We start from the raw sequence: 21022 nt of genomic DNA on the forward strand, positions 1-21022 counted from the left end.
CTGCGCCGGTTCATCATTCACCGCGTAATTCATCATCCCGTCTCTCACATCAAAGGCCGCCCCTCTTGTTTTCTGAAGAGGGGTACGGTTGTTAATGATCGGAGGAAGATTAATGAAATATGGTTAGAATTATCTTTCAAAGATGGTCGTTTTTAGTTTGTAGATTGGGAGATTGTTCTGCGTGGACAGAATTGACCGGAAGATTCTTGCTGAGCTGCAAAAGGATGGCCGTCTTTCGGTCACTGAGCTTGCCGAGCGAGTTGGGTTGAGCCTTTCCCCTTGCCATCGGCGAGTACGGGCACTGGAAGAGTCAGGTGTGTTGCTTGGCTACAGGGCACAGCTGGACCCAGGCGCACTCGGCCTGAATTTTTCAGCGATGGTGTTTGCCACGCTTCGTGAGGGCGACCGGCAGGCTGTCGAGGCTTTCGAGACGGCGCTCGTTGAGATCCCGCAAGTGGTCGATGCCCAGAGGTTATTTGGGGAGCCGGACTACCTGCTGCACGTCATCACTCAGGATTTGCCAGCCTTCCAACAGCTATACGATGAGAGCCTTTCGACCTTGCCCAACGTACAACGGTTGACCTCGACCCTCGTTATGAAACGGGTCATTCAGGATAGGCCGCTTCCTTTGTGATGGTGGTAAAACGCAGGTACAGGCGGCGTGTCGTCTTGACGTCGTCTAGAGAGGGCCTTACGGTTTTTTAATCGGGCCTGGCAATCACCCACCGGCTTGCCTACCACTTTCACGTCCACATGCCCATCATCCTGCTTGTTGGGAAAGCCCCGACAGAACTATCGATCATTCAACAACTCGGCGACCCCGCGCGTGATGAATTCCAGGTTTTCATCCAGCTTGGTCAGTGAGTTGCGGATTCTGGCTCCGTCTTCAGCGGGCCCATGCAGCTGTTCAATCCAAACGGACAGATCTTCCACGGCCGCAGCTATGGCGAGTTGGTTTTCGTTGAGTTTGTAGATCAGGGAAGGGACGAGGTCGTTGGTCGGCATGGCTTGATCCTCCTGTAGGAGCGAGCTTGCTCCGGGCGGCGTTCCGACGATGGTCGTTAACGATGCCGCGTGTTTACTGACTAAACGCAGCGCTCTTGAGCCATAGCTTGGCAGGCAGCAAAAAGCCCGCGCGGTGGCGGGCTTTTTGTGTGGGGTCAAATCCTTTTGTCCGTTTAATCTGCGCTCCATTCTGTGAGCGTTTCGTGAAAAGCATGTCGCTGGAATGAAAAAACCTGCTCAGTGGCCGCCTGTCTGCGATGTAGCACTGATCCATCAGTCGAGGTCGCCACCTGGAAGAAGGACCATGGATCATGTCAGTGCCCTGACATGCACCTCAGGCGTAAACTAAACACGGTGCAGCATGCACTGAAAAGCGCTGCACGTGGAGGTGAGCCATGCGCTCAATACCCGTTTGCACCTCGATCGCACTGGTTGCGCTGTTTATGGTGCCAATTGCCACCGCAGCGTCTTCGGTCGAAGTCGAATTCAAGAACCCCGAAAAATTCAGCGATGCCAGCCTGGATAGTCCAGGTTATGAGCGTGGTGCCGATGCTTTTGTCATGAAAGAGCTGCGCAGCTACATCCAGAAGCTTGGCGAACGGTACCTGCCAGCCGGCCAGCAGCTGCAAATTGAAATACGTAACATCGATCTGGCCGGTCGTTACGAACCCTGGAGGCTAAATGCCTATCAGGTGCGCTTCATGCGCGACATTACCTGGCCGAGCATCGATCTGCATTACGTGCTCAAACAAAACGGCCAGATCGTGAGCCAGGCCGACGCCAGGGTCATGGATCAGCTCTACCTCCAACGTCCGGGGCGCGCCAACAGAAGTGACAGACTCTACTCCGAGAAGGCCATGCTCTCGGACTGGTTCCACAGACAATTCGCCGGGCAACATCAGACCGGGTTGAATTGAACCACTCTGCATTGTGAATCACCCTTGCGACATGGGAGGCATGGGGCAGAAACGAAAAGCCCGGCACTGGCCGGGCTTTCTGTAGATGGGCCAAATCCCTTTGGCTGAGTGCATTGTGCCTGGCAGGTGTGACGAAGGTGTGACAGGGCAGATACGAAAAGCCCAGTACCGGGTGTCGGTTCGGCTGGTTGCGATTGGCCTACCGCAACGAGCGATAGGTAATGGGGTCGACGTAAGGCGTCTGCAGGTCCCGCTCCGGGATCTCCCAGATGATTTGCCTTGGCGGCGTTTCCTTGGAGGCCGGGTTGTTCAGGTAGCTGTTGGCAGCGCCAGAGAACGCTCCGCCGTCTTTGGCGAAGTTGCCTATGGGGGCGCCCAGCGCCTGCTGCAGAAACCCGGCGAAGTTGGAGTTGCGTGAGAATGAAGTGCCGATGAGCACGGTATCGGGGAGGTCGGCATCGCCAAAGAGGTCTGCCTCTGTGTCAGGGCTGGTGGCTGATGCTACGGGAAGTTCGTGGGTGCTGGTCTGGGCGACCATTTCGGGGGCGGGTTGCCATTTGAGCGGCAGCCAGTCGATGCCCGCCAGATGGACCAGATCGCCAGGTCGCACCGCGAGCGGGGCATGACTTTCGTTGAACGACCTGCGTGGCGTTGCGCTGATGCCCAGGGTCTTCAGGCGCTGCGCGATGGCCTCGGCCGCCGCCTTCGCGCCGGATTCGCTCCAGTGCGTATCGGTGCGCAACCAGGCACTGGCCCCCAGTGGCGTCAGCGCAGCGGTGAGGTCCAGATTCGACACGCCAGCCACAGCCAGCTTCGAGGTCCAGGCCTGGATGCGCCCTTCGAGAGCGGCTGGGCGGTGCAGTGCGCAACGCTGCTCAGCAGCGATGCGGCTCTTGTCTGGAACGATGACCACCAACAGGCGGATGCCACGCTGGGAGAGCTGCTGCTGCAGATCGATCACTGCCTGGACTTTGGCCTCGGCATTGCGCTGCGCGTGATGATGGACCTTGAGCTCATCGGCCAAAAACAACCAGTCAGGACAACCCGGGCGAACCCTCGGCCCGGTGTCACCGAGGAGCAGCCAACTGACACCGCGCTCCAGTTCGGCGAAGGTCGTGGGGAGTTGAGCGTTCGACAGTTCCTTGGCGATCCGATGCGTGATATCGCCATCAAAAAACTGCGGAGCCTGCACTTTATCGGCCGACAGCGAGATCTGCCCTGAAACGATCAGGCTGCCAGAGGACAGCAGTCCGACGAACAGGAATATCAGCAGCGCCACGCCTGCCAACCGACTGCTGCGTGTCGCCAGATCATCTGGCTGAGTGGAGGGCGGGGTGTGCCTTGGGATCGTCATCAGAATTGGAAGTACAGGAAGGGTACGGTTTCGCGACTGGCGATCAGGGCGAACGACAGCATGAAACCGGCGATGGGCCAAAGGGTGGCGGCGAAGAGCACAAGGCCGCCCGGTCGTTTCTCACAGTAAGGGCGCAGCAGCGGTGCGACGATACCGAACACCCCCAGCAACCCCGCGAGGCCGTGTACCGGGCGCAGGGTCGCGGACAGTTCGTCACCGAGGGCGATGCCCTGCAGGCCGAACTGTCCGGCGTACAGGTTCAGCGCGCCATGAAAGTCGGGGGCGCGGAACAGTGTCCAGGCCAGGCAGACGAACAACAATGTCAGTCCATGGGACAGCACCGGCGGTACTGAGGGCAGGGTGGAACGGCTCCAGGCACGATCAACGCATAACGCCAGGCCATGGGCGCAGCCCCACAGCAGATAGTTCCAGCTGTCGCCACCGTGCCAGAGTCCGGCGATGGCCATGATCAGGAACAGGTTGCGGTAGGTTTTCCAGGTGCCGTTGCGATTGCCGCCCAGCGGAATATACAGATAGTCACGTAGCCAACTGGACAGCGACAGGTGCCAGCGGCGCCAGAAGTCCTGGATGCTGTTGGCCAGATACGGACGGTCGAAGTTCTCGGGAAAGTGAAAGCCCAGCATCAATCCCAGCCCAATGGCCATGGCGCTGTAGCCGGCGAAGTCGAAGAACAGTTGCAACGAATAGGCAAGGCAGCCAACCCAGGCGTCGAGGAAACTGGGGGCCGGCAAACTGAACGCCACATCGACCACGGGCGACAGGGTGTCGGCCACCAGGACCTTCATGCACATCCCGACCATACACCTGCGTGCGCCCAGCGAGAAATTCTGCAGGTTGAAGTAACGTTGATTCAGCTCACGCCGAACCCAGTCATAGCGAATGATGGGGCCGGCGACCGAATGGCCGAACATCGAAATATAGGTGGCGTAGTTGATGAAGCTGCGTTCAACCGGCACGGTATGGCGATGCACATCCACCAGATAGGAAATCGCCTGCAAGACGATAAACGACAGCCCGGCCGGCATGATGACCCGCTGCCAGTCCAGGGGCATGGCGCCATACCAGGTGGCGGCATCGATCAACGTGCCGGCTACGATGTTGGCGTACTTGTACCAGCACAGCACCGCCGTATTGAGCACGATCAGCGTTGCGAGCAACCGCACGCGGCCCTTGCCTTCTTCCCGCAAGGCGTCAATCAGCAAGCCGCCGACCCATGCCGTGATCGTCAGCGCCACATGCACAGCGAGGAACCGTGGGCTCAACCAGCCATAGAACAGCCAGCTGCCGATCAGTAGCGTGACGTTGCGCCAGGCGGCCGGGGACAGTGCATAGGCACACAGGAACAGCGGCAGGAACAACGTCAGAAACTCGAGAGAAGCAAAAACCATGGTGGTGGCGCGATCCGATCAGTGGGCCAGGACGTCAGTCGCGAGCAACAGGTAAGGGCCATTTGCGCCAGGCAGCAGCACAACGCTGTAGCGCTCGCCAGCCTTGAGCTGACCCAGGTCAAGCGGGGCACCGACGTTGGTTTGGGCGCAGACCAATTGAACCGACAGGCTGACCGGGTTGATTGCGCGACGTTGCACGCTGCCGTCGGCCACCTCCTTGAACAGCTCGGCGTTTTTCCCGGCAGCGCGCAAACCGGCCTGGGTGCACGCGGGATCGGCGCTGATAAACGCCAGCGAGGCTCTCAGGCTATTGAAGTCGTCGGGCTGCTCACGGATGACGACCTGGCGGATACCTTGTGCGCTGTCTGGCAAGGCGATCACGCTGGCGAACTCGCCTGCCGCCACCTGGATGTCCAGCGGCTGGCTCTTGCCGTTGCGTTCCAGGGTGCCCTTGATCGGCTGGTTGGCGGGCACGGGCAGGTAGTCGGACACGGCATTGCTGCCTTCCAGCTTGAGGCTTGCCCGCGAGCCTTCGGCCAGCAGTTGCAGGGGGCGGTCGGCGGCGTTGATAAAACGCAGGAAGGCCGAGTCCTGATCCGGGCCCGTCGGGTACAGGGCAATGTCGGCGGCCTCGGCGTGCTGGCTGAGCATCAAGGGCGCGAACAGCGCCCAGCTGAATGCGGATCGGATCATTTGCCGGCTCCCGTGCTGCTGACGCGCTCGGCGGGCAGTTTGGCCAGGGCATCACCGATTGCATTGCCCCAGGATTGATAACCGGCGACGGTGAAGTGCTGCCCGTCGGTGGTGATCCACTGCCCGGGTTTGGAGAGCGTCAGCGAATCGATATAGGTACAAGGCGCCACGTTCGCGGCCAAAAACTGCGACATCAATTGAGTGCGGGCATCATTCTTCTGGTACATGCCACCGGCTTTGCCCCAGGCCGGGCCCACCCAGGCGCAACGGGTCCCGGTGGCCGCGATGGCCTTGGCCAGGCCGGTGACGCTTTGCCATGCCCAGGCCTTCGGGAACACCGGCTTGTCATAGGACGCCATGGTGTCGCCGATGACCAGTACCACCAGGTCGGGCTTGTCGGCGGCGATCAGGTCCTGGATCGGTGTGGTGGTTGCCTCGCGCCCTTTGATCACAATCTTGTCGTTGCCTTTGCGCTCGGCACCGCAGTCGACCTTTTTGCTGATCAGCCAGTCACCGGCGCTGGCGCCGCAGGCACCGATGGAATGGACCTGAGCGCCTTGGCGAGTCAGGTTGTCGTGCAGCGGCTCCAGCAAATGGTCCGCGAGGCTCATATGGCTCTCCCCAAGGACAAGGAGAGTCAGACCGGCAAGGGCAGAAGTGGGCATCGAAAGCTCCAGAATGATCAGTTGGAATAAGGCGAGGTGTACGGGCTGACCGGCAGGCTCATGGGGCCGCCGATCTCTTCGAACTGGTAGCGCAAGGACAGGGCACCGCTGAGTTGTTGGTAGTCGCGGGCGTTGTCCAGGCCCAGATTGGCGCCCAGCAGGAAGTTCGAAGCGACCTTGTATTCAGCCGCCGCGGCGACGCTGTAGCCGATCCCGGTTTTGTTTTGCCCTGCGTAGCGCAGGCCCGAGGCCGCCTGCAGGGCTTTGTCGGTCGGGAAATAGTCGACGCTGTCCTGCTCGAAATGCTGCACGCCGACCGAGCCCTTGACTTGATACGTCAAGCGCCCGGTACGTTGTGCCCAGGTCACCGGCACGCCCAGGGCGAAGAACGTCTGCGGGCTGAAATAGCCGCCGTGGCCGTAGGTGAAAAAGTCCTGATTGTTGGCGTAGCTGATGCCGGTCATGCTCAGGCCGACGGTCAGCTTGCTGTCCGTTGCATTTTGCAGGTACCAGTACACACCGCTGCCCAGTTCACTGCGGCTGTTGGATTCGACATGGTTGCCCAATAGCTGGTGCCAGGAGGCGTAGCCATAGGCGCCGACTTCGTTGTCGTCATAGCTCAACTGGCCACGCCCGCCGTTGGCGGTCACACCGCCCCAGGACTGCCCGCTGCGTTTGTCCGTGGCGCCGGCAAACGAGGTGAGGCTGTCAGTCACCGGACGCCGGGAAACGCTAACCCCGTAGCGGACATTGGAGGCGTCGCTGATGGGGCGATCAACGCTGATGCCGCCGGTGGCGGTGGTGTATTTGAAGCCGAGCGGGGTGGTGCCGAGATCGGCTTTGAGCCCATCCGCGGGCCGTTGCATGGCGACGGAAAGGCCGACACCCTCGGCTTTCTGCGAGCCGACGCTGCCGCTCTGCGCACCGTTACCGAAACGCGACAGCGCCTCGCCGCTGGCACTACCGGCGTTCAGCCAGACCGGCGTCACGCGCAGGGCGACGCGGCTTTCATCCAGAGGAATACTGATTTCCAGCGGTGTTTCAACATCGGTCAGTTTGCTCAACCCCGACTCACTGTTGTTGCTGCGAATGCTCACGCCATGGGTGACGTAGGCACTGCGCTCCTGAAGGATTTTATTCAGCGCCAGTTGCGCGGGGCTGATGTCCTCGCTCACCAGTGCTGCGCGCGGCAGCTGCGACTCGAATGGATTGCTCGCCTGCTGCGGCCTTGGCGGGGCGTCGATGCCAAAAGGGCTGTGAGACCTCACGCTGCCCGGCATCTCCTGAGCCGGTGGCGGGATCGCTGCCAACAAGGTGTCGCGACTGACCTCGCTACGTGGACCCGACACCCCGGCAAAAGGGTTGGGCGCCACTGTCGAACCTGCCAGTTGGCCGCCCTGGTTTCTGCGTTTCTCGCTCTGTTCGATGGCCACTGCCTTGCGCAGCAGATCGGCGGCCATGCCGGTCTTGCCCATGTTCTGGTAGAGACGTGCGGCCTCGGTCAGCGTTTGAGGGTTACCGGATTCGGTCTTGAGCAGCTGTTGCAGCGCCTGTTCGGCAAAGGCCGTGTCATGTGCCAACACCGCCGCGTCGGCAGCACCCAGCAGCAGTTGCGGGTCGCTTGGTTGGCGCTGCAACAGCGGTTTGTAGAGTTCGAGGGCTTTTGCCGTGTCGCCGTTGGCCGAGTACATCCGCGCCAGGGCCGCGACGGCAGCGCTGTCACCGGGACGTTGCGCCAGTGCGGGCGCCAGCGTGTCATAGGCGTTGGCCAGATCGCCGCGCTCACGCAGCTGGTCAGCCTGGCGGATGCGATAGCGATACAGCAGGTCGTCGAAACGCTTGCGCGCGGGCGCGTTCAGGGGCCTGTTCTGAAGGTCGCGCAGAATCTCGTTGACCTGGGCGTCTTCTCCGGATTCAAGCAGGACAGCGGCGTATTGCAGGATGAAGTCCGCCGAGGGCGCCGTGGTGTTTTGCAACTGGCCGCGCATGAGGGCCAGTGCACGGGTCGGCTCACCGACGGCGACATAGGCCGAGGCCAGGCTCGCGGTGCGATCCGGGCTGTTGTTGGCCATCGGCTGAATACGCTCGAGCAGGGTCAGGGCTTCCTGGCGCTGTCCGCGCTTGCCCAGGTCGATCGCCTGGCTGAGTTGCAGGTTGAGGCTGACATCTGCGGCCAGCGCTTGCATGTCCGGGGTGCGCTGGTCGGGACGCACGCGTCCCAAGGTGGTCTGGGCGGCTTTCCACTCACCCATCTGGACCGACAGCAAGGCGCTGACGTAAAGCGCATCGGCATTGTCGGGGTGGGCCTGGAGCATGGCGTTGATCAGGTCCCGAGCCTTTTGCGGTTCGCCCATCGCCAGGTTCAGGCGGGCCAGGGCGAAGCGCGTCCAGATGTTGTCCGGTTCGTAGCGCAGCGCGTCTTGCAGGGCGTTGCGCGCAGCGGGCAGATCGTTGCGCTGTTCGGCGAGGGCGGCCTGTTGCGTCGCGCGCAAGGCTTGCAGGCGTGCGGACTGGCCGTTCCTGGTCTGTCCAGTGGCTGGCAGAGTGTTGATCAGTTGCAGGGCTTCATCGTTCTTGCCGCTCTTGAGCAGCACGTTGACCAGCCCTTCCTGTGCTTGCGGGTCGTCGCGGCGCAGGCTCAGCACCTGGCGATAGTTGCCCTGAGCGTCATCGAACTGGCCCGCGCTGGCCTGAATGTCCGCCAGGGCGAGGCGAGCGTCGACCCCGTTCGGGGTAAGGCGCAGCGCCTGGTTTACCAGGGCTTGTGCCTGGGCTGTCTGGCCTTTGGCCTGGGCGTCCCGAGCCTGCTGCAACGCAGACCAGTAGCGCACTTCGTTCAACGCGACTTGCCACTGGCTGCCGCCAGGTTGTCGCGTGGCCTGACCCAGGAGCTTTTCCGCTTCGGCCAAGCGGTGTTGCTGCTGGCGAACAACTCCAAGGCCACCCAGCGCGTCGGCATCGTCGGGCCGGGCTTTCAGGCGCGCTTGAAAAGCCTGTTCAGCGGTGGCCTGATCACCTTCCTTGAGCGCCTTCAGGCCACGCGCGACTTCGGCGGGCGGTTGCCATGCCTTGCTGGCCGTCGTTGCCAGCTGTTGCTTGCCCTTGTTCATCTGCGCGCGGATTTCCGCGTCATCCGGATGCGTCTTGAGGTACGCCTCGAACAATGGCACTTGTGCCGGATTGGGTGGGCCGATCCAGGTCAGCGCCAGGCGCCAGCTTTCGTCGGCATCACCGGCAATGTCGGTACGCTGGGTCAACGCGGCCAGGGCGCGGATGCCCTCGGCACGACTGTCTTCATGGCGCACCAGATGCTTGGCGTAAAACAGCGCGACGATCGAGTCGTTGGGCATCTCACGTTGCAGGCGCTGAAATCCGCCGCGTGCTTCAGCCCAGTCAGCCTGATTGAAAGCAAGGTTGTTGTAATACTCGCGGCCGATCGTACCTTGAGGCGGACGGCCATCGAACAGTGAGCGAAACACGCCGGTCGCCTTGTCACGCTCACCGGCATCGACGAGGCGCCGAGCCTCTTCCAGGCGCTGCTGGTTCTGCGGTTGTGCCAGGGCGATGTCCTGCGCCAGTTGCAATGCCTGCCGAGGCGCTGGCTGGATGGCCTGCAAGCGGGCGAGGTATTGCTGCGCCTGTTGTGGCTTGCCCTGTTGCACGCCGATCAAGCCCAGGCCATACAGTGCGTCAACCTGGACCGGGTCCAACAACAGGACTTTCAGCCAGACTTCCGCCGCGCGTTGAGGGTTGTTGTGCAACTGCCAGTACTGCCCTTGCTCGACGAGTAATGTCTGTGGCGTCGGACTTTGAGCGTGGGCAGCAGCGGCCGTCCACGCGCTCATGACGGCGATGGCTAGCGTGCGGTGGTGCGGGTGCATGCGGTCTCCCAGGAGAGTTTCAGCGTTCCGTCTTCCCGGAATCGATATTGTTTATCGGCCCAGCCGAGCGCGAACAGGCTGAGCATCAAGTCGTAGTAACGCGGCGCACCGGCGGCGGCATCAGGCCTGGCCAGCGCTTCGCGCAGGGCGAGTTCCACGCGGCTTCGTTGTTGATCGGCCAACTTGGGTTGCCCCTTGGCCTGAAGGTAGGGAATCAGTGCGGCCCGGAATCCGAACGGGCTCTGGCCCTGAACACTGCCGTGGAGAACCTGGACTGTTTCCGGGGGGGAACCCGTCGCGACAGTGCTGCGGGCCATACCGTCCAGCCGCTTGAGCAGCAGCGCTGCCAGCGGTTCGGAGGTATCACTCATGCCCAGCCAGAGGTACACGCGAATGGCGTCGTAGCTGCCCGTGTCGCCATTGACCGGATCGCTGACGAAGACACCCGATTGCGCTGAAGTGCCTTGATAACCGACCCAGTCGGCGACGAAGCCGTGGCGGCTGGATTGGGCAATCATCGTCGCGGTGTTGTGGGCAATCGCTTGCCACGGCCCGGACGGTGCTTCCTTGGCCAGCCGCCGTAACAGCGGCAGTGGCAGGTAGCTGGGGTTCAGGCGCCAGAGTGCGTCCGGCTGGACGAAACCCTGTGGTCCAGGCAATACCATCGGGCCCAGCCCGGGCAGGTTGACGACCAATTGCGCTTCGATCGTCGCCATCAGGTGCAGGGCGTCCTGGCGATAGTCCGGCCGATGCCACAGGCGTGCGGCTTCGAGCAGGGCGTAGGCGATCCACAGGTCGGCGTCGGCGGCCGAATTGGCGTCTTGCAGGCGCCACTGACCGTCCGTGCCTTGCCCCCATAACCAGCCCGGCAGGCGTGTGGCGATGTCTGCGCCGGCGAGGTTGGCCGAGGTCCAGCGCCAGAGCGTGTCGAAGCGTGGCTGATCGTTGCCGATCAGCGCAAAGAGCATGCCGTAGGACTGCCCTTCAGAGGTGCTGTGATTGCTCTTCAGGCTCGATTCGAGAACCCGGCCGTCGTCCTGGACAAAGCGCGTTGCGTAGGTTTGCCAAAGTGGCCAGGCTGGCGACTCGCAGGATTGTGCGGCCGCCATCGCCGGCGCCAGCAGGGCAAGCGCAAGCACGGCGCTCAGCCTGCGCGCGTTACCGCGCAGGCCCTGGCGAAGTGAAGTACCCCGGCTGCTCATGGACGACACAGGCCTGTGCGGCTCATTGGCCAAGACGACGTTTGGCCCGCAGGCGCAGGGCCAGGTAGGCCATCGAAGCCAGCAGCATGACCCCGAGGAGGGTGAACAGCATGAGCGCCATTACGTTCTGCGAGAGGTACCACTGCAGATAGCGCAACGGACCCAGGCGCCCGACGTAGTAATCCTGTTCGGCGACCAGCGATTCGACATGCTTGCCCCTGACCACCACCAGGCTGCCTTGCAAATCCTGGGCATTTTCTTCGCTGCTGAGCAGGGCGTTGGTCACGTCGGCCAGGCCGCCGGGCCTTGTGCCGGCGATAAACACCACGCTGCGCCCACTCTTGAGCGGCGATTCGAATCCGGTCAGATAAGCACTGCCGTCTTCGGCACTGAACCTGAAGCTGCTGCGCGCTTCACGCAGATTGGTCTTCGTATCCGGGCTGATCCAGTTGCGCAGGCGCAAGGGCAGGTCAGACAGTTCAAAGTACTGCGCAGCATCTACGTCCCTGGCCGGCAGAAGGTTTTGCCATTGCTCCAGCAGCGGCTGATTGTTGCCCGAGGCGAGCACCAGCAAATCCCGGTCGCTTTGCTCGGCCACCTGGTCGGCGTGGACCACCTTCACGCCGGTGGCCGGATAACCGGTGGAGTCGCCGAAGCGGCCCAGCAGGGTCAGATAGGCACTCAGCTCGGCCGGGGCTGGCTCGTTGGGCAGGATCACCGATGTTTCCGACAGGTCGGCCATGCGGGTGAACGGGAAGCCACTGTCCTTGAACACCCCGAGGTTGGGCATGGCCATGAAATGCTCGTACTGGCTGAGGTCCAGGGTCGAGTCCGGGTCGATCACGCCGCGCATGTTGTCGATGATGATGTCGCGGCATTCGCCCTGTTTGATGTAGTCATACATGAAGCGAAATTGCAGGCGCGATTGCAGCGCGACTGAATTGAGGGGCAACAGCATGCGCGACGTGCGGGCCAGGCTGTCGTCGGTCTTGAGCATCGACAGCAGGCTATCGCTGTTGCCGAGTTTCTCGATCGAAGGCAGGTCGATCGACTTGATGAAGGTGTCGTTGAAACTGATCAGCAACGAAGAGTTGGTGGAGACCGGTTGCGGCGTGTAGCGGTATTTCAGGTCAAGTTGCGCACCGGGCTCACGCCAGTTGAACAGGTCGGGTGGCAGGCGTAGCGCAACCGTCATTTGTCCCGGGTTATATCCCGACACATTGAGTTCTGCGGGCTTCGCCAGTTCACCCAGGCGAACCGGGCGATCGGACGGCAGCCAGTTTGGCGCGTCGTACGGTTGGCGTGGCTTGAGCGAGTCGATCCGGTCGATCACCACGCTCTGCCCGGAAAAAGCCGAGCCGCCGAGGGCCAGCGCTGCCGCGGCGACCTTGAGATCGGCGCCATCGCGCCCGGAGACGATCAACAGTTTGCCCTGGGCATCATTCGGGTTGCTCACCAGGGTCAACGTCGGCCCCGTGGCCTCTTTGATCGGCAAGCCGCTCAAGGCCGTTGATTCGCTGCCGCTGACAAACACCACCGCGTTGCCTTTGGCCGGCAGGCTGGTGAGGCTGGCGGGGAAGGTTGCGCCACGGTAGCTGGCCAGGGCGCCAAACCAGGATGACAGGATACCGGCGGCCTCAAGCTCAGGACCGCCCGGGCGCGCGGCGAACACGAAGGGCAGTGTCAGGGGCGAGGCGTCTCGACGATCGAACAGGGGCAGCGGCAGAGCGGACAGATCGTTGGGCTGTTTAATCGACGACACCTGAAGGCTCAACTGGCTCTCGTTGCCGATCCTGGCCCAGAGGCTGGAGTGCAATGGGTCTTCACATTGCATCGTGTAGTGACCGATGAACTGCAGGCTGAGCCGGTTGAATTCGGTGATGGTCTGCGGCGGAATCTGCACGGTCCGGGTCTGCAGTTTACCGGCCTCTTCCTTCGGGAGGGGCAGGCTGGCGGCCACTTGATCGTTGATCAGCACGTTGATTTGCGAAAGGTCGGCCAGCAGTGCCGGTGAGTAGCTGTACTGCAGCGTGACCTGGGCAGCCGTGACGACTTCATCGGCGCGCACATCGAAATTCACACTGTCGGTAGCCTCCACGCCTTTAAGGGTCATCGAATAGCTTTTGCCCAGCTCCTTGAGGGTGCGGGTATAGCTGTTGCCCGGGGCATCGGCCACGGGCAACGATGCGGCCGGCAACACCGCCGGCTCTGTGGCGCTGATTTGGGTGGCAGCACTCAACGCCCAGCCGCTCCAGCCCATTAGCGAGCAGGCAATCGGCAGGAGTGAGCGACGAGGAGGAAAGGTCCGGCGAGTGGAAGGCTTCAAGATCGTTGCGTGTCCGCGGTGGAGTCGATAGGTGATGGCGCGCCCGGGCGTTTGCGCAGCAGCGCCCGGCTGTCTTTCAGGGTTGCAACAAACAGGCGCAGGATGGCGCGCAAGCCAATGCTGCTGACCTCGCGCAACGCCGACATGGGCGCGTCGAGGCGGCCGTTACCCCAGGTATTGGCCCAGGTGTCGGCCCGTGAAAAGGTCAGTCGCACCAATTCACTTTGCTGGCGCAGGGTCAAACCCTCGAATTGCACGCCCGCAACGCCATCGTTGCTGAAGATCGTTGTTGCGGGAAAGAGGCTTGAAGGCGGCGTGCGCAGAATGCACAGCCGCAGCTTCTCATCGACGCTGAGCTGAACCTGCGGTGGCAGCGCCAGACCCACGCCGTTTTGTGAGAAGTCCTGGGTTTTGCAATCGAACCAGGTGCCGTCTTCGCGGTAGACACGCAGGGGCAGGTCAGCGGGCACCCTGGGTTCGTTGCGCACCTGAGAGGACTCAGTGGCCACCGCTATGGCGGTGCTGACGATGATGATGTTGTACAGGGTCCAGGCCAGGTTGATCAGCAGGGTCGTGGCCTCGGCCGAATCACTCGCGATCAGCTTCACCACGCCAATCACCAGACCGGTCATGTTCAGGGTCAGCAGCACGATGTAAGGCCGTGCGAGCTTCCAGTCGAAATAGTCCTTTTCGATGGTGCCGCCCTTGTCAGTCACGTTGAACTTGCCCAGCGAAGGGCTGATCAGGGCCATCAGTACGGGCCGCATGATGTACCAGGCCAACACCGACTCATACACTTCGTTCCAGAAGGAATGGCGGAAACGCCCCTGGATGGCGGAGTTGGTCAGGTTGGAATGCAAAATATGCGGCAGTACATAGACCGCGACCATCAACGCCGAGGCATGGAAAATCTGCGCGTCGAAAAACAGGTAGGCCAGGGGTGCGGTCAAGAACACCAGGCGGGGCAGGCTGTAGAAAAAGTGCATCATGGCGTTGAGGTAGCAGATGCGCTGCCCCAGGTTCAGTCCTTTGCCAAACAATGGATTGTCGGTCCGGAAAATCTGCGCCATGCCCCGCGCCCAGCGTATGCGCTGGCTGATGTGTCGGGAAAGGCTTTCGGTGGCCAGGCCCGCCGCCTGTGGAATGGCGAGGTAAGCGGTATTGAAACCACGGCGATTGAGCTTGAGTGCCGTGTGCGCGTCCTCGGTCACGGTTTCGGTGGCGATGCCGCCGACTTCCAGCAAGTGAGTCCGCCGGATGACCGCGCAGGAGCCGCAGAAGAATGCCGCGTTCCACAGGTCGTTGCCGTCCTGCACCAGGCCGTAGAACAGCTCACCTTCATTGGGTACCGAGCGAAAGGTATCGAGGTTCTTTTCGAACGGATCGGGTGAATAGAAGAAGTGCGGCGTTTGCAGCAACGCCAGGTTCGGGTCCTTTAAAAACCAGCCCATGGTGATTTGCAGGAAGGAGCGAGTGGGCACGTGGTCGGCGTCGAATATGGCGATGAACTCGCCATCGGTGACCTTGAGTGCCTCGTTGAGGTTGCCGGCCTTGGCATGTTGATTGTTGTCGCGGGTGATGTAGTTGACACCAATCTGCTGACAGAAAGCCTTGAACTCCTCCCGGCGTCCGTCATCGAGCACGTGCACCCGCAGTTTGCCCTCGGGCCAGTCGATGGCCTGAGCGGCGAGCACCACCAGTTTGACGATGCCCAACGCTTCGTTATAGGTGGGAATGAAGACATCCACCGTTGGCCATTGCGCGGGCGGCTGTTGCAGAAACTGCGGTTTGCGGTGCAGCGGCCAGGCGGTCTGTACGTAACCGAAGACTAGGACGAGCAAGGCATACAGCTCGGCCAGCACCAGCCCGTAGCCAAATACGGCATCCTGCCAGTTGTCGAAGCCCAGGGTGTCGGTCAGGCGCCAGTACATGTAGCGCAGCGAAGCGATCAGCGAGAGGGTGATCAGGGTCAGGATCGCCAGACGCCCGGCTCGCTTGCGGATGATCAGGCTGGTGGCGAAACAGACGGCGGCAAACGCAGCCTGGGAATACAGGTTCAGCGGCGCAATGAGGATACCCAGCACCAACAATGCGGCGATCAGCCCGGCCGAGAGCTTCAGGCCCTGGCGCCAAAGCAGGGGCCATCGACTGACGCGAGCCTGGAAACTATCCAATAGTTCTTCCAGCCACCACGCCTTCGCGGGTGCCTGATCAAGCCGGGCGGTCATGGCGTGCCCTGCTGGCTGGAATCATCCGCGCATAGCAGCGCATGGACCGCGCCTGTCAGCGAGAGAATATCCTGGCTGCCAATGCTCCCGGGTGCGTACTGCAGCAGGTCCCGACCATAGGCAAGCGACTCGTTGAACTGGTGATCGAGGCGAATCGTGCCGATCAGGTTGGCGCCGAGCCGCCGCCGAAACAGCACGCCCATGTCCCTGCAGAACGAACGCGACTCATCCCGTTGGTTGAGCACATACCGGTGCTGCTGCGCGCGTCGCCGGCTGGTTTCCAGCCACTGGGTCATGGAGTCCAGTGCCAGGTAGGAGGCCGCGTCAGCCACCGTCATCACCAGCACCAGATCGGCGGCATCGAGTGCCTGTTGCGAATAGACGGTCGCACCCGAAGGGGTGTCCAGGATCACGGTATCGTTTTCGCTGAGGTTCATTGACGCAAGGTGCTCATTCAACCAGGCAGAATCTTCAAGCATCAACTGCTTGAGCAGTCGGCGATCGTTCACCTCGCCAGTGCCGAAGGGCAGGCACTCGCTGTCGCTGAAGCCCGGCAGGCGATGAGCGCCCCAGTCGGCGTCCTGCTCTTTGAGCTGGATCAGCCCGGGAACCTGCCGGGTGATACCCAAGTGGCTGGACAGCGCGTTCTGAGGGTCCAGATCAATCGCGATGGTTCGCCCGCCAGGGCGCCGAAGTGTTTTTGCGAGGCCGGCGGCGACGGTGCTTTTACCCACCCCACCATTCGCCGAAACGATAGCGATGACCTTCGCCCTGGTCCGCTTGCGAGTCGTTTCTGGCAGACCGTCTCGACGAACCTGGTTGAGTTCGCGCAACAGATCGCTCAATCGCTGACGGTCACCCGTAGCAGAACTTGCAGGTGGCTTGGCCAGGGGAGGGGATTTGGGCGAAGGTTGCGAGAGTGCAGCATTCTTCACAGGCTCGACCGGCGCGCCAATCAATAAAGAAGGCTGTGGCTGGTCCAGTAGAAATACAGGGGATGCTGGTGTTGGGGGAGGCAAGGCCGCCGACGGTTCTGGCTCAGCCAGCGCAGGTGTAGCCGGATCGTCTTTGAAATCTTTGTAGTTCGGTTGTATTTCCTGGTAGCTCTCCGCATTGGCGCCAAAACGTGTAAAGAGTTTCGCAATATCGTCTACATATTTCATGCGTTGTACCGGGAATGGAATAACTCAGAAACTCAGCATTCCATTAACTTGAAATCATTAACTTGAAAAGTTTATGCGTTGTCTGGATGTTGGCAGAGTGCCATTAATCTAGAGTGTCTAAATCTTAGTGTCAACGATTGTTATAAGAAGTCAGCGATGTTTTTTGCTGTAGGGGTGAGTGTTATTAAGGTGTTATGTTGCTCGTGGAAAGTTTAAATGTTGAAGTGTACTCAGTAATGACTGTTCAATGAGGTGTAATGTAATGATGGGAGTTGGGGCGGGAGAAATAACTTCGGCGCGATGGTGCGTGAGTGTTGGTCGACTTCGATGGTTTTATGCTGATTAATGTATTAAAAAGTCTGGCTGATATTTTTGAAGAAACAGTGGTGGTTTAAAAACAATATTTTTCCGTTTTTGCCAAGTCTCGAGTCATGGACGCCTGATGGCGGGAGTTGCAAGGGAAATACGCGGCCCCAGCTGGCAGGTTTTCGGTGAGGACCCGACTTCAGCGCGGCCAGTCCAGCGCTATTGATACCGTCAGCCTGATGACTGCTGTTCCGATTGGTTGTAAATAGAACTTGGTGACGTGGCTTGCAATCATTCCATTGCGCAGGTGTTGTGATCTTCATATAGTATCGGAATGATGATGAAAATAACTATCATTTACAGTGTGTCGCCGATACCAAGAGCATGATTTGCTTTTTTAACCGGCCTCGTCAGAGCGTTCCAAGCGTCAATTCCATCGCCAGTACAGTGGACAACGCCAGCGCAATCAACAACGCTATAAACATCAGGCTCAGCTGAGCGACATGCTTATAACGGGGTATCGGTCTATTCGTGATTCGAGCAATTGATTTATTAGTGGAAGCCATCGCCAATCCTCACTTTTCCGCGGAACACGTAATGGCTGCAGAGGGTGTACATCAGGATCACCGGCAGGATGAGCAGTGCGCGCCAGTCAGGGCGAACCGCTGACTGGTGGTGTCGCGCGTTGCATATTTCACCCCTCGCGTCATGCCGACTCTGGCAAGCCCCGCCGTCTCCATGATGTCCCGGACGGCAGCTGTTACGGGTACGAGGAGGGGGTGCAACTAATGAGCCATTTCAATAGAGCGAAAAAAGTTCAACTTAATTAATAGACTGCTTCCGGGCGTTTCGAGCTGGAGAAAGGGTGAGTGGGGAATATTCCTCAAATCAGGTGGTAAACGCCCGGTTGGGTGGGTGTATTGCCCCATTTATGGAGACAGTAGCGGCCCTGTTTCACCGACCGCTCTTGGTAGGGGCTGCTTGCCCTGAGGCAACAGTTTTGGATTGCTGGATTTCAAAAATGAATCATTGAGTTACTGAGTGGTCATAATTACGGCTGGATGCTGTCCGGATGAAATTCCCGGAGAGCGACAACCGTCCCTGTAGCCCTGACCATTTAGGACGTTCAAATGAAGCGCGCAGTAATGATGATCTTGGCCATTTCAGGTTTGCTCTTGCTGGGAGGCTGCGGTCCTCACTGGGAAGACGGAGGGAGGTACGGTCGGGATTATGATCATGATTATCGTCGTGGATACGACCAGGGGAATGACGATGATCAAGGTTATTATCGTCGACATGATCGTCGTGACTATGATCGCTACCACCGCCAGTATCGCGATCGCGACGACAGAGACGATTGATCCTCCCTCTCATTGAGCTAGCGCTGTTACTGCAGGAGCGAGCAAGCTCGCTCCTGCAGAACCCTTAACGCCGATCCAGCCAGACCGTTTGTGCGTTACAGAATTCGCGCACCCCGAAATGCGAGAGTTCCCGGCCAAAGCCACTCTTCTTCACTCCACCAAAACTGACGCGCGGATCGCTGGCGCTATAGCCATTGATGAACACGCCGCCGGTTTCAAGTTCGCCGGCCATCTGCCGCGCAAGTTCGACATTGCGCGTGTAGAGGGTGGCGGTGAGGCCGAATTCGCTGTCATTGGCCAGTTCCAGTGCATGGGCTGCGTCTCTGGCGGTGATGATTGAAGCCACAGGACCAAACAACTCCTGTTTGAATGATGTCATCTGGTCGGTCACGTCGCCGAGTACAGTGGGTTCATAGTAATTGCCGGGGCCTTCGGCCTTCTTTCCACCCATCAGCAATGTCGCGCCTTCTTCCAGCGTGTCGCGCACCTGTTGATCCAGTTCGTCGCGCAGATCGAAACGAGCCATCGGGCCGATGTAGGTGTTGGCGGCCAGTGGATCACCGACGACCAGTTGTCGGGTGGCCTCGACGAACTTGCGGGTAAATTCCCGGGCAATGCCTTGCTCGACAATCAGGCGTTTGGCGGCGGCGCAGACTTGTCCGGTGTTCTGATAGCGCCCGATCACGGCGGCTTTTACCGCCTCATCGAGGTCCGCGTCGTCGAGCACGATAAACGGGTCGGAGCCACCCAGTTCCAATACGCATTTCTTCAGTGCTGCTCCAGCCTGAGCACCGATGGCCATGCCCGCACGGACGCTACCGGTGAGGGTGACAGCTGTGATGCGTGGATCGGCGATCGCTTTGGATACACCCTCCGGCGTGACATTGATGATCTCGAAAACACCTTCAGGAAAGTCCGCTTGCTTGACGGCTTCCAGCAGCAAATAGGCACTGCCCATGACGTTTGGCGCGTGCTTGAGTACGTAGGTATTGCCGGCAAGCAGGGTGGGGACCGCACCGCGCAGGACTTGCCAGATGGGGAAGTTCCACGGCATGACGGCGAGAATCGGGCCGAGCGGGCGATATTCAATGCGTGCCTTGCCGCCTTCAACCAGGGTCGGTTCCGGGTTCAGCATGGCGGGGCCGTGCTCGGCGTACCATTCGCAGAGCTGCGCGCATTTTTCAATTTCACCGCGGGCCTGAGTGATCGGTTTACCCATTTCCCGGGTGATCATGTTCGCCATGGCCTCTACGTTGTTGCGCAAGGCCTGGCCGAGGTTGATCAAAAGCTGTGCGCGTTGTTCAACCGGTTTGCTGCGCCAGCTACGAAACCCGGCAGCGGCCCGCGCCAGCGTGGCCTGCAATGCTGAATCGGATTCGAAAGGGTACTGGCCGATCTGTTCGCCGGTAGTCGGGTTGATCGAAATGGCATGGGTAAGGCTGGAAACGTTGGTCATGGCACCGTCCTGCGAGGTGGGGATGGGCTCAGGTTATGGGGCTATATGTTTTATGGAAACTGAATAATACTGAGCATAACGTTCACGTTTGGAGAATGACTTGGATCTGGTTCAGCTCGAAATCTTCAAGGCTGTTGCCGAGCACGGCAGCATTAGCGTGGCCGCCCAGCATATTCATCGGGTGCCATCGAATCTCACGACCAGAATCAAGCAGCTTGAGCTGGACCTGGGGGTGGACCTGTTTATCCGCGAGAAGAGTCGCCTGCGCCTGTCGCCGGCCGGCTGGAGCTTTCTGGATTACGCTCGACGCATTCTCGACCTGGTCCAGGAGGCCCGGGCCACAGTGGCGGGTGAAGAGCCGCAAGGAGCATTCGCCCTGGGGTCGCTGGAAAGTACTGCAGCGGTACGTATCCCGGAGCTATTGGCCGCCTATAACCAGAAACACGCCAAGGTCGAACTGGACCTGTCCACCGGGCCCTCCGGGACCATGATCGATGGGGTGCTGTCAGGTCGGCTGGCCGCTGCATTTGTCGATGGCCCGGTGTTGCATCCGGCGCTGGAGGGGGTACCGGCGTTCGAGGAGGAAATGGTCTTGATCGCACCACTCAATCATGACCCGATTCATCGGGCGAAGGATGTGAATGGCGAAAACATCTATGCGTTCCGCTCCAACTGCTCCTATCGCCATCATTTCGAAAGCTGGTTCGCCAATGGCGCGGCGGTGCCCGGCAAGATTTTCGAAATGGAGTCCTATCACGGCATGCTGGCCTGCGTCAGCGCCGGTGCCGGTCTGGCGCTGATGCCCCGCAGCATGCTCGAAAGCATGCCTGGATGCACGACGGTCAGCGTCTGGCCATTGTCGGAGTCGTTCCGCTATTTACGCACCTGGCTGGTGTGGCGCAGGGGGACGGTGTCGCAGAGCCTGACGATGTTTGTGCGCTTGCTTGAGGAGCGCGGGGTGGTGTTGGTCGAAAAATAGTGGAAAGTTAACGGTCTGTGCTGAAAAACCGGATAATGGCGGCCAAATCGTATAGCTCGTTATTCTGGTAAGCACGC

15 protein-coding genes and 1 pseudogene are annotated in these 21022 nt (G+C 60.3%); 4 read left to right on the forward strand and 12 right to left on the reverse strand.

Going from position 1 to position 21022, the window contains the following annotated elements; genetic code table 11:
• Nucleotides 1-181 precede the first annotated feature (181 nt).
• Nucleotides 182-634, forward strand: a complete 453-nt coding sequence (locus tag AC06G5_RS10795) for an Lrp/AsnC family transcriptional regulator (protein WP_413421330.1) — start codon at nt 182-184, stop codon at nt 632-634.
• Nucleotides 635-792: 158 nt separating this feature from the next.
• On the opposite strand, the gene AC06G5_RS10800 is transcribed toward AC06G5_RS10795, so the two are convergent.
• On the reverse strand, nt 793-1005 hold the full coding sequence (locus tag AC06G5_RS10800; protein WP_008021224.1) for a hypothetical protein: 213 nt from the start codon (nt 1003-1005) through the stop codon (nt 793-795).
• A gap of 395 nt (nt 1006-1400) precedes the next feature.
• Here AC06G5_RS10800 and AC06G5_RS10805 point away from each other — a divergent pair, with 395 nt between their 5' ends.
• The gene (locus tag AC06G5_RS10805) at nt 1401-1922 is read left to right on the forward strand and encodes a DUF3016 domain-containing protein (RefSeq protein WP_413421332.1); all 522 of its coding nucleotides are present in this window, start codon (nt 1401-1403) and stop codon (nt 1920-1922) included.
• A 199-nt stretch (nt 1923-2121) separates the two neighbouring features.
• On the opposite strand, the gene AC06G5_RS10810 is transcribed toward AC06G5_RS10805, so the two are convergent.
• The 10 genes and pseudogenes from AC06G5_RS10810 to AC06G5_RS10855 all read right to left on the reverse strand — a co-directional run.
• A complete protein-coding gene (locus tag AC06G5_RS10810; protein WP_413421334.1) occupies nt 2122-3276 on the reverse strand; it encodes an alginate O-acetyltransferase AlgX-related protein in 1155 nt (384 codons plus the stop codon).
• Nucleotides 3276-4685, reverse strand: a complete 1410-nt coding sequence (locus AC06G5_RS10815) for an MBOAT family O-acyltransferase (protein WP_480459440.1) — start codon at nt 4683-4685, stop codon at nt 3276-3278. Before AC06G5_RS10815 ends, AC06G5_RS10810 begins: the two co-directional genes overlap by 1 nt.
• An 18-nt stretch (nt 4686-4703) precedes the next feature.
• Nucleotides 4704-5378, reverse strand: coding sequence for an alginate O-acetyltransferase AlgF (locus AC06G5_RS10820; protein WP_480459441.1), 675 nt, complete (start codon nt 5376-5378; stop codon nt 4704-4706).
• Complete coding sequence (locus AC06G5_RS10825) at nt 5375-6043, reverse strand: SGNH/GDSL hydrolase family protein (protein ID WP_111282033.1); 669 nt, start codon at nt 6041-6043, stop codon at nt 5375-5377. The genes AC06G5_RS10820 and AC06G5_RS10825 overlap by 4 nt, the downstream gene beginning before the upstream one ends.
• A 17-nt stretch (nt 6044-6060) precedes the next feature.
• Nucleotides 6061-9924, reverse strand: coding sequence for a cellulose synthase subunit BcsC-related outer membrane protein (locus tag AC06G5_RS10830; RefSeq protein WP_480459442.1), 3864 nt, complete (start codon nt 9922-9924; stop codon nt 6061-6063).
• Nucleotides 9900-11126 carry a cellulose synthase complex periplasmic endoglucanase BcsZ gene (gene bcsZ / locus AC06G5_RS10835; protein ID WP_480459443.1) on the reverse strand — a complete coding sequence of 409 codons (1227 nt, stop codon included), beginning with the start codon at nt 11124-11126 and terminating at the stop codon, nt 9900-9902. Before bcsZ ends, AC06G5_RS10830 begins: the two co-directional genes overlap by 25 nt.
• Before the next feature lie 22 nt (nt 11127-11148).
• The gene (bcsB, locus tag AC06G5_RS10840; protein ID WP_480459877.1) at nt 11149-13407 is read right to left on the reverse strand and encodes a cellulose biosynthesis cyclic di-GMP-binding regulatory protein BcsB; all 2259 of its coding nucleotides are present in this window, start codon (nt 13405-13407) and stop codon (nt 11149-11151) included.
• Nucleotides 13408-13448: 41 nt separating this feature from the next.
• A complete protein-coding gene (gene bcsA, locus AC06G5_RS10845) occupies nt 13449-15680 on the reverse strand; it encodes a UDP-forming cellulose synthase catalytic subunit (RefSeq protein ID WP_413705192.1) in 2232 nt (743 codons plus the stop codon).
• Entirely contained in the window at nt 15677-16843 is a 1167-nt protein-coding gene (gene bcsQ / locus AC06G5_RS10850) for a cellulose biosynthesis protein BcsQ (RefSeq protein ID WP_413421346.1), read from the reverse strand. The genes bcsA and bcsQ overlap by 4 nt, the downstream gene beginning before the upstream one ends.
• 858 nt (nt 16844-17701) lie before the next feature.
• A pseudogene (locus tag AC06G5_RS10855) lies at nt 17702-17794 on the reverse strand (hypothetical protein); the annotation flags it as partial.
• A 485-nt stretch (nt 17795-18279) separates the two neighbouring features.
• On the opposite strand from AC06G5_RS10855, the gene AC06G5_RS10860 reads away from it, so the two are divergent.
• Entirely contained in the window at nt 18280-18510 is a 231-nt protein-coding gene (locus AC06G5_RS10860) for a hypothetical protein (RefSeq protein WP_413421348.1), read from the forward strand.
• 64 nt (nt 18511-18574) lie between these two features.
• Here AC06G5_RS10860 and AC06G5_RS10865 read toward each other — a convergent pair whose 3' ends face one another.
• Nucleotides 18575-19966 carry an aldehyde dehydrogenase family protein gene (locus AC06G5_RS10865; protein WP_480459444.1) on the reverse strand — a complete coding sequence of 464 codons (1392 nt, stop codon included), beginning with the start codon at nt 19964-19966 and terminating at the stop codon, nt 18575-18577.
• A 100-nt stretch (nt 19967-20066) separates the two neighbouring features.
• On the opposite strand from AC06G5_RS10865, the gene ptrR reads away from it, so the two are divergent.
• A complete protein-coding gene (gene ptrR / locus AC06G5_RS10870; RefSeq protein ID WP_057396399.1) occupies nt 20067-20945 on the forward strand; it encodes a putrescine utilization regulator PtrR in 879 nt (292 codons plus the stop codon).
• Nucleotides 20946-21022 lie beyond the last annotated feature (77 nt).

This window comes from Pseudomonas sp. WT-JTC (assembly GCF_056711565.1).

Coding starts and splice junctions, on each gene's coding strand:
- AC06G5_RS10800 (WP_008021224.1), bottom strand. CDS start 1,005: ATGCCGACCAACGACCTCGTCCCTTCCCTGATCTACAAACTCAACGAA.
- AC06G5_RS10805 (WP_413421332.1), top strand. CDS start 1,401: ATGCGCTCAATACCCGTTTGCACCTCGATCGCACTGGTTGCGCTGTTT.
- AC06G5_RS10810 (WP_413421334.1), bottom strand. CDS start 3,276: ATGACGATCCCAAGGCACACCCCGCCCTCCACTCAGCCAGATGATCTG.
- AC06G5_RS10815 (WP_480459440.1), bottom strand. CDS start 4,685: ATGGTTTTTGCTTCTCTCGAGTTTCTGACGTTGTTCCTGCCGCTGTTC.
- AC06G5_RS10820 (WP_480459441.1), bottom strand. CDS start 5,378: ATGATCCGATCCGCATTCAGCTGGGCGCTGTTCGCGCCCTTGATGCTC.
- AC06G5_RS10825 (WP_111282033.1), bottom strand. CDS start 6,043: ATGCCCACTTCTGCCCTTGCCGGTCTGACTCTCCTTGTCCTTGGGGAG.
- AC06G5_RS10830 (WP_480459442.1), bottom strand. CDS start 9,924: ATGCACCCGCACCACCGCACGCTAGCCATCGCCGTCATGAGCGCGTGG.
- bcsZ (WP_480459443.1), bottom strand. CDS start 11,126: ATGAGCAGCCGGGGTACTTCACTTCGCCAGGGCCTGCGCGGTAACGCG.
- bcsA (WP_413705192.1), bottom strand. CDS start 15,680: ATGACCGCCCGGCTTGATCAGGCACCCGCGAAGGCGTGGTGGCTGGAA.
- bcsQ (WP_413421346.1), bottom strand. CDS start 16,843: ATGAAATATGTAGACGATATTGCGAAACTCTTTACACGTTTTGGCGCC.
- AC06G5_RS10860 (WP_413421348.1), top strand. CDS start 18,280: ATGAAGCGCGCAGTAATGATGATCTTGGCCATTTCAGGTTTGCTCTTG.
- AC06G5_RS10865 (WP_480459444.1), bottom strand. CDS start 19,966: ATGACCAACGTTTCCAGCCTTACCCATGCCATTTCGATCAACCCGACT.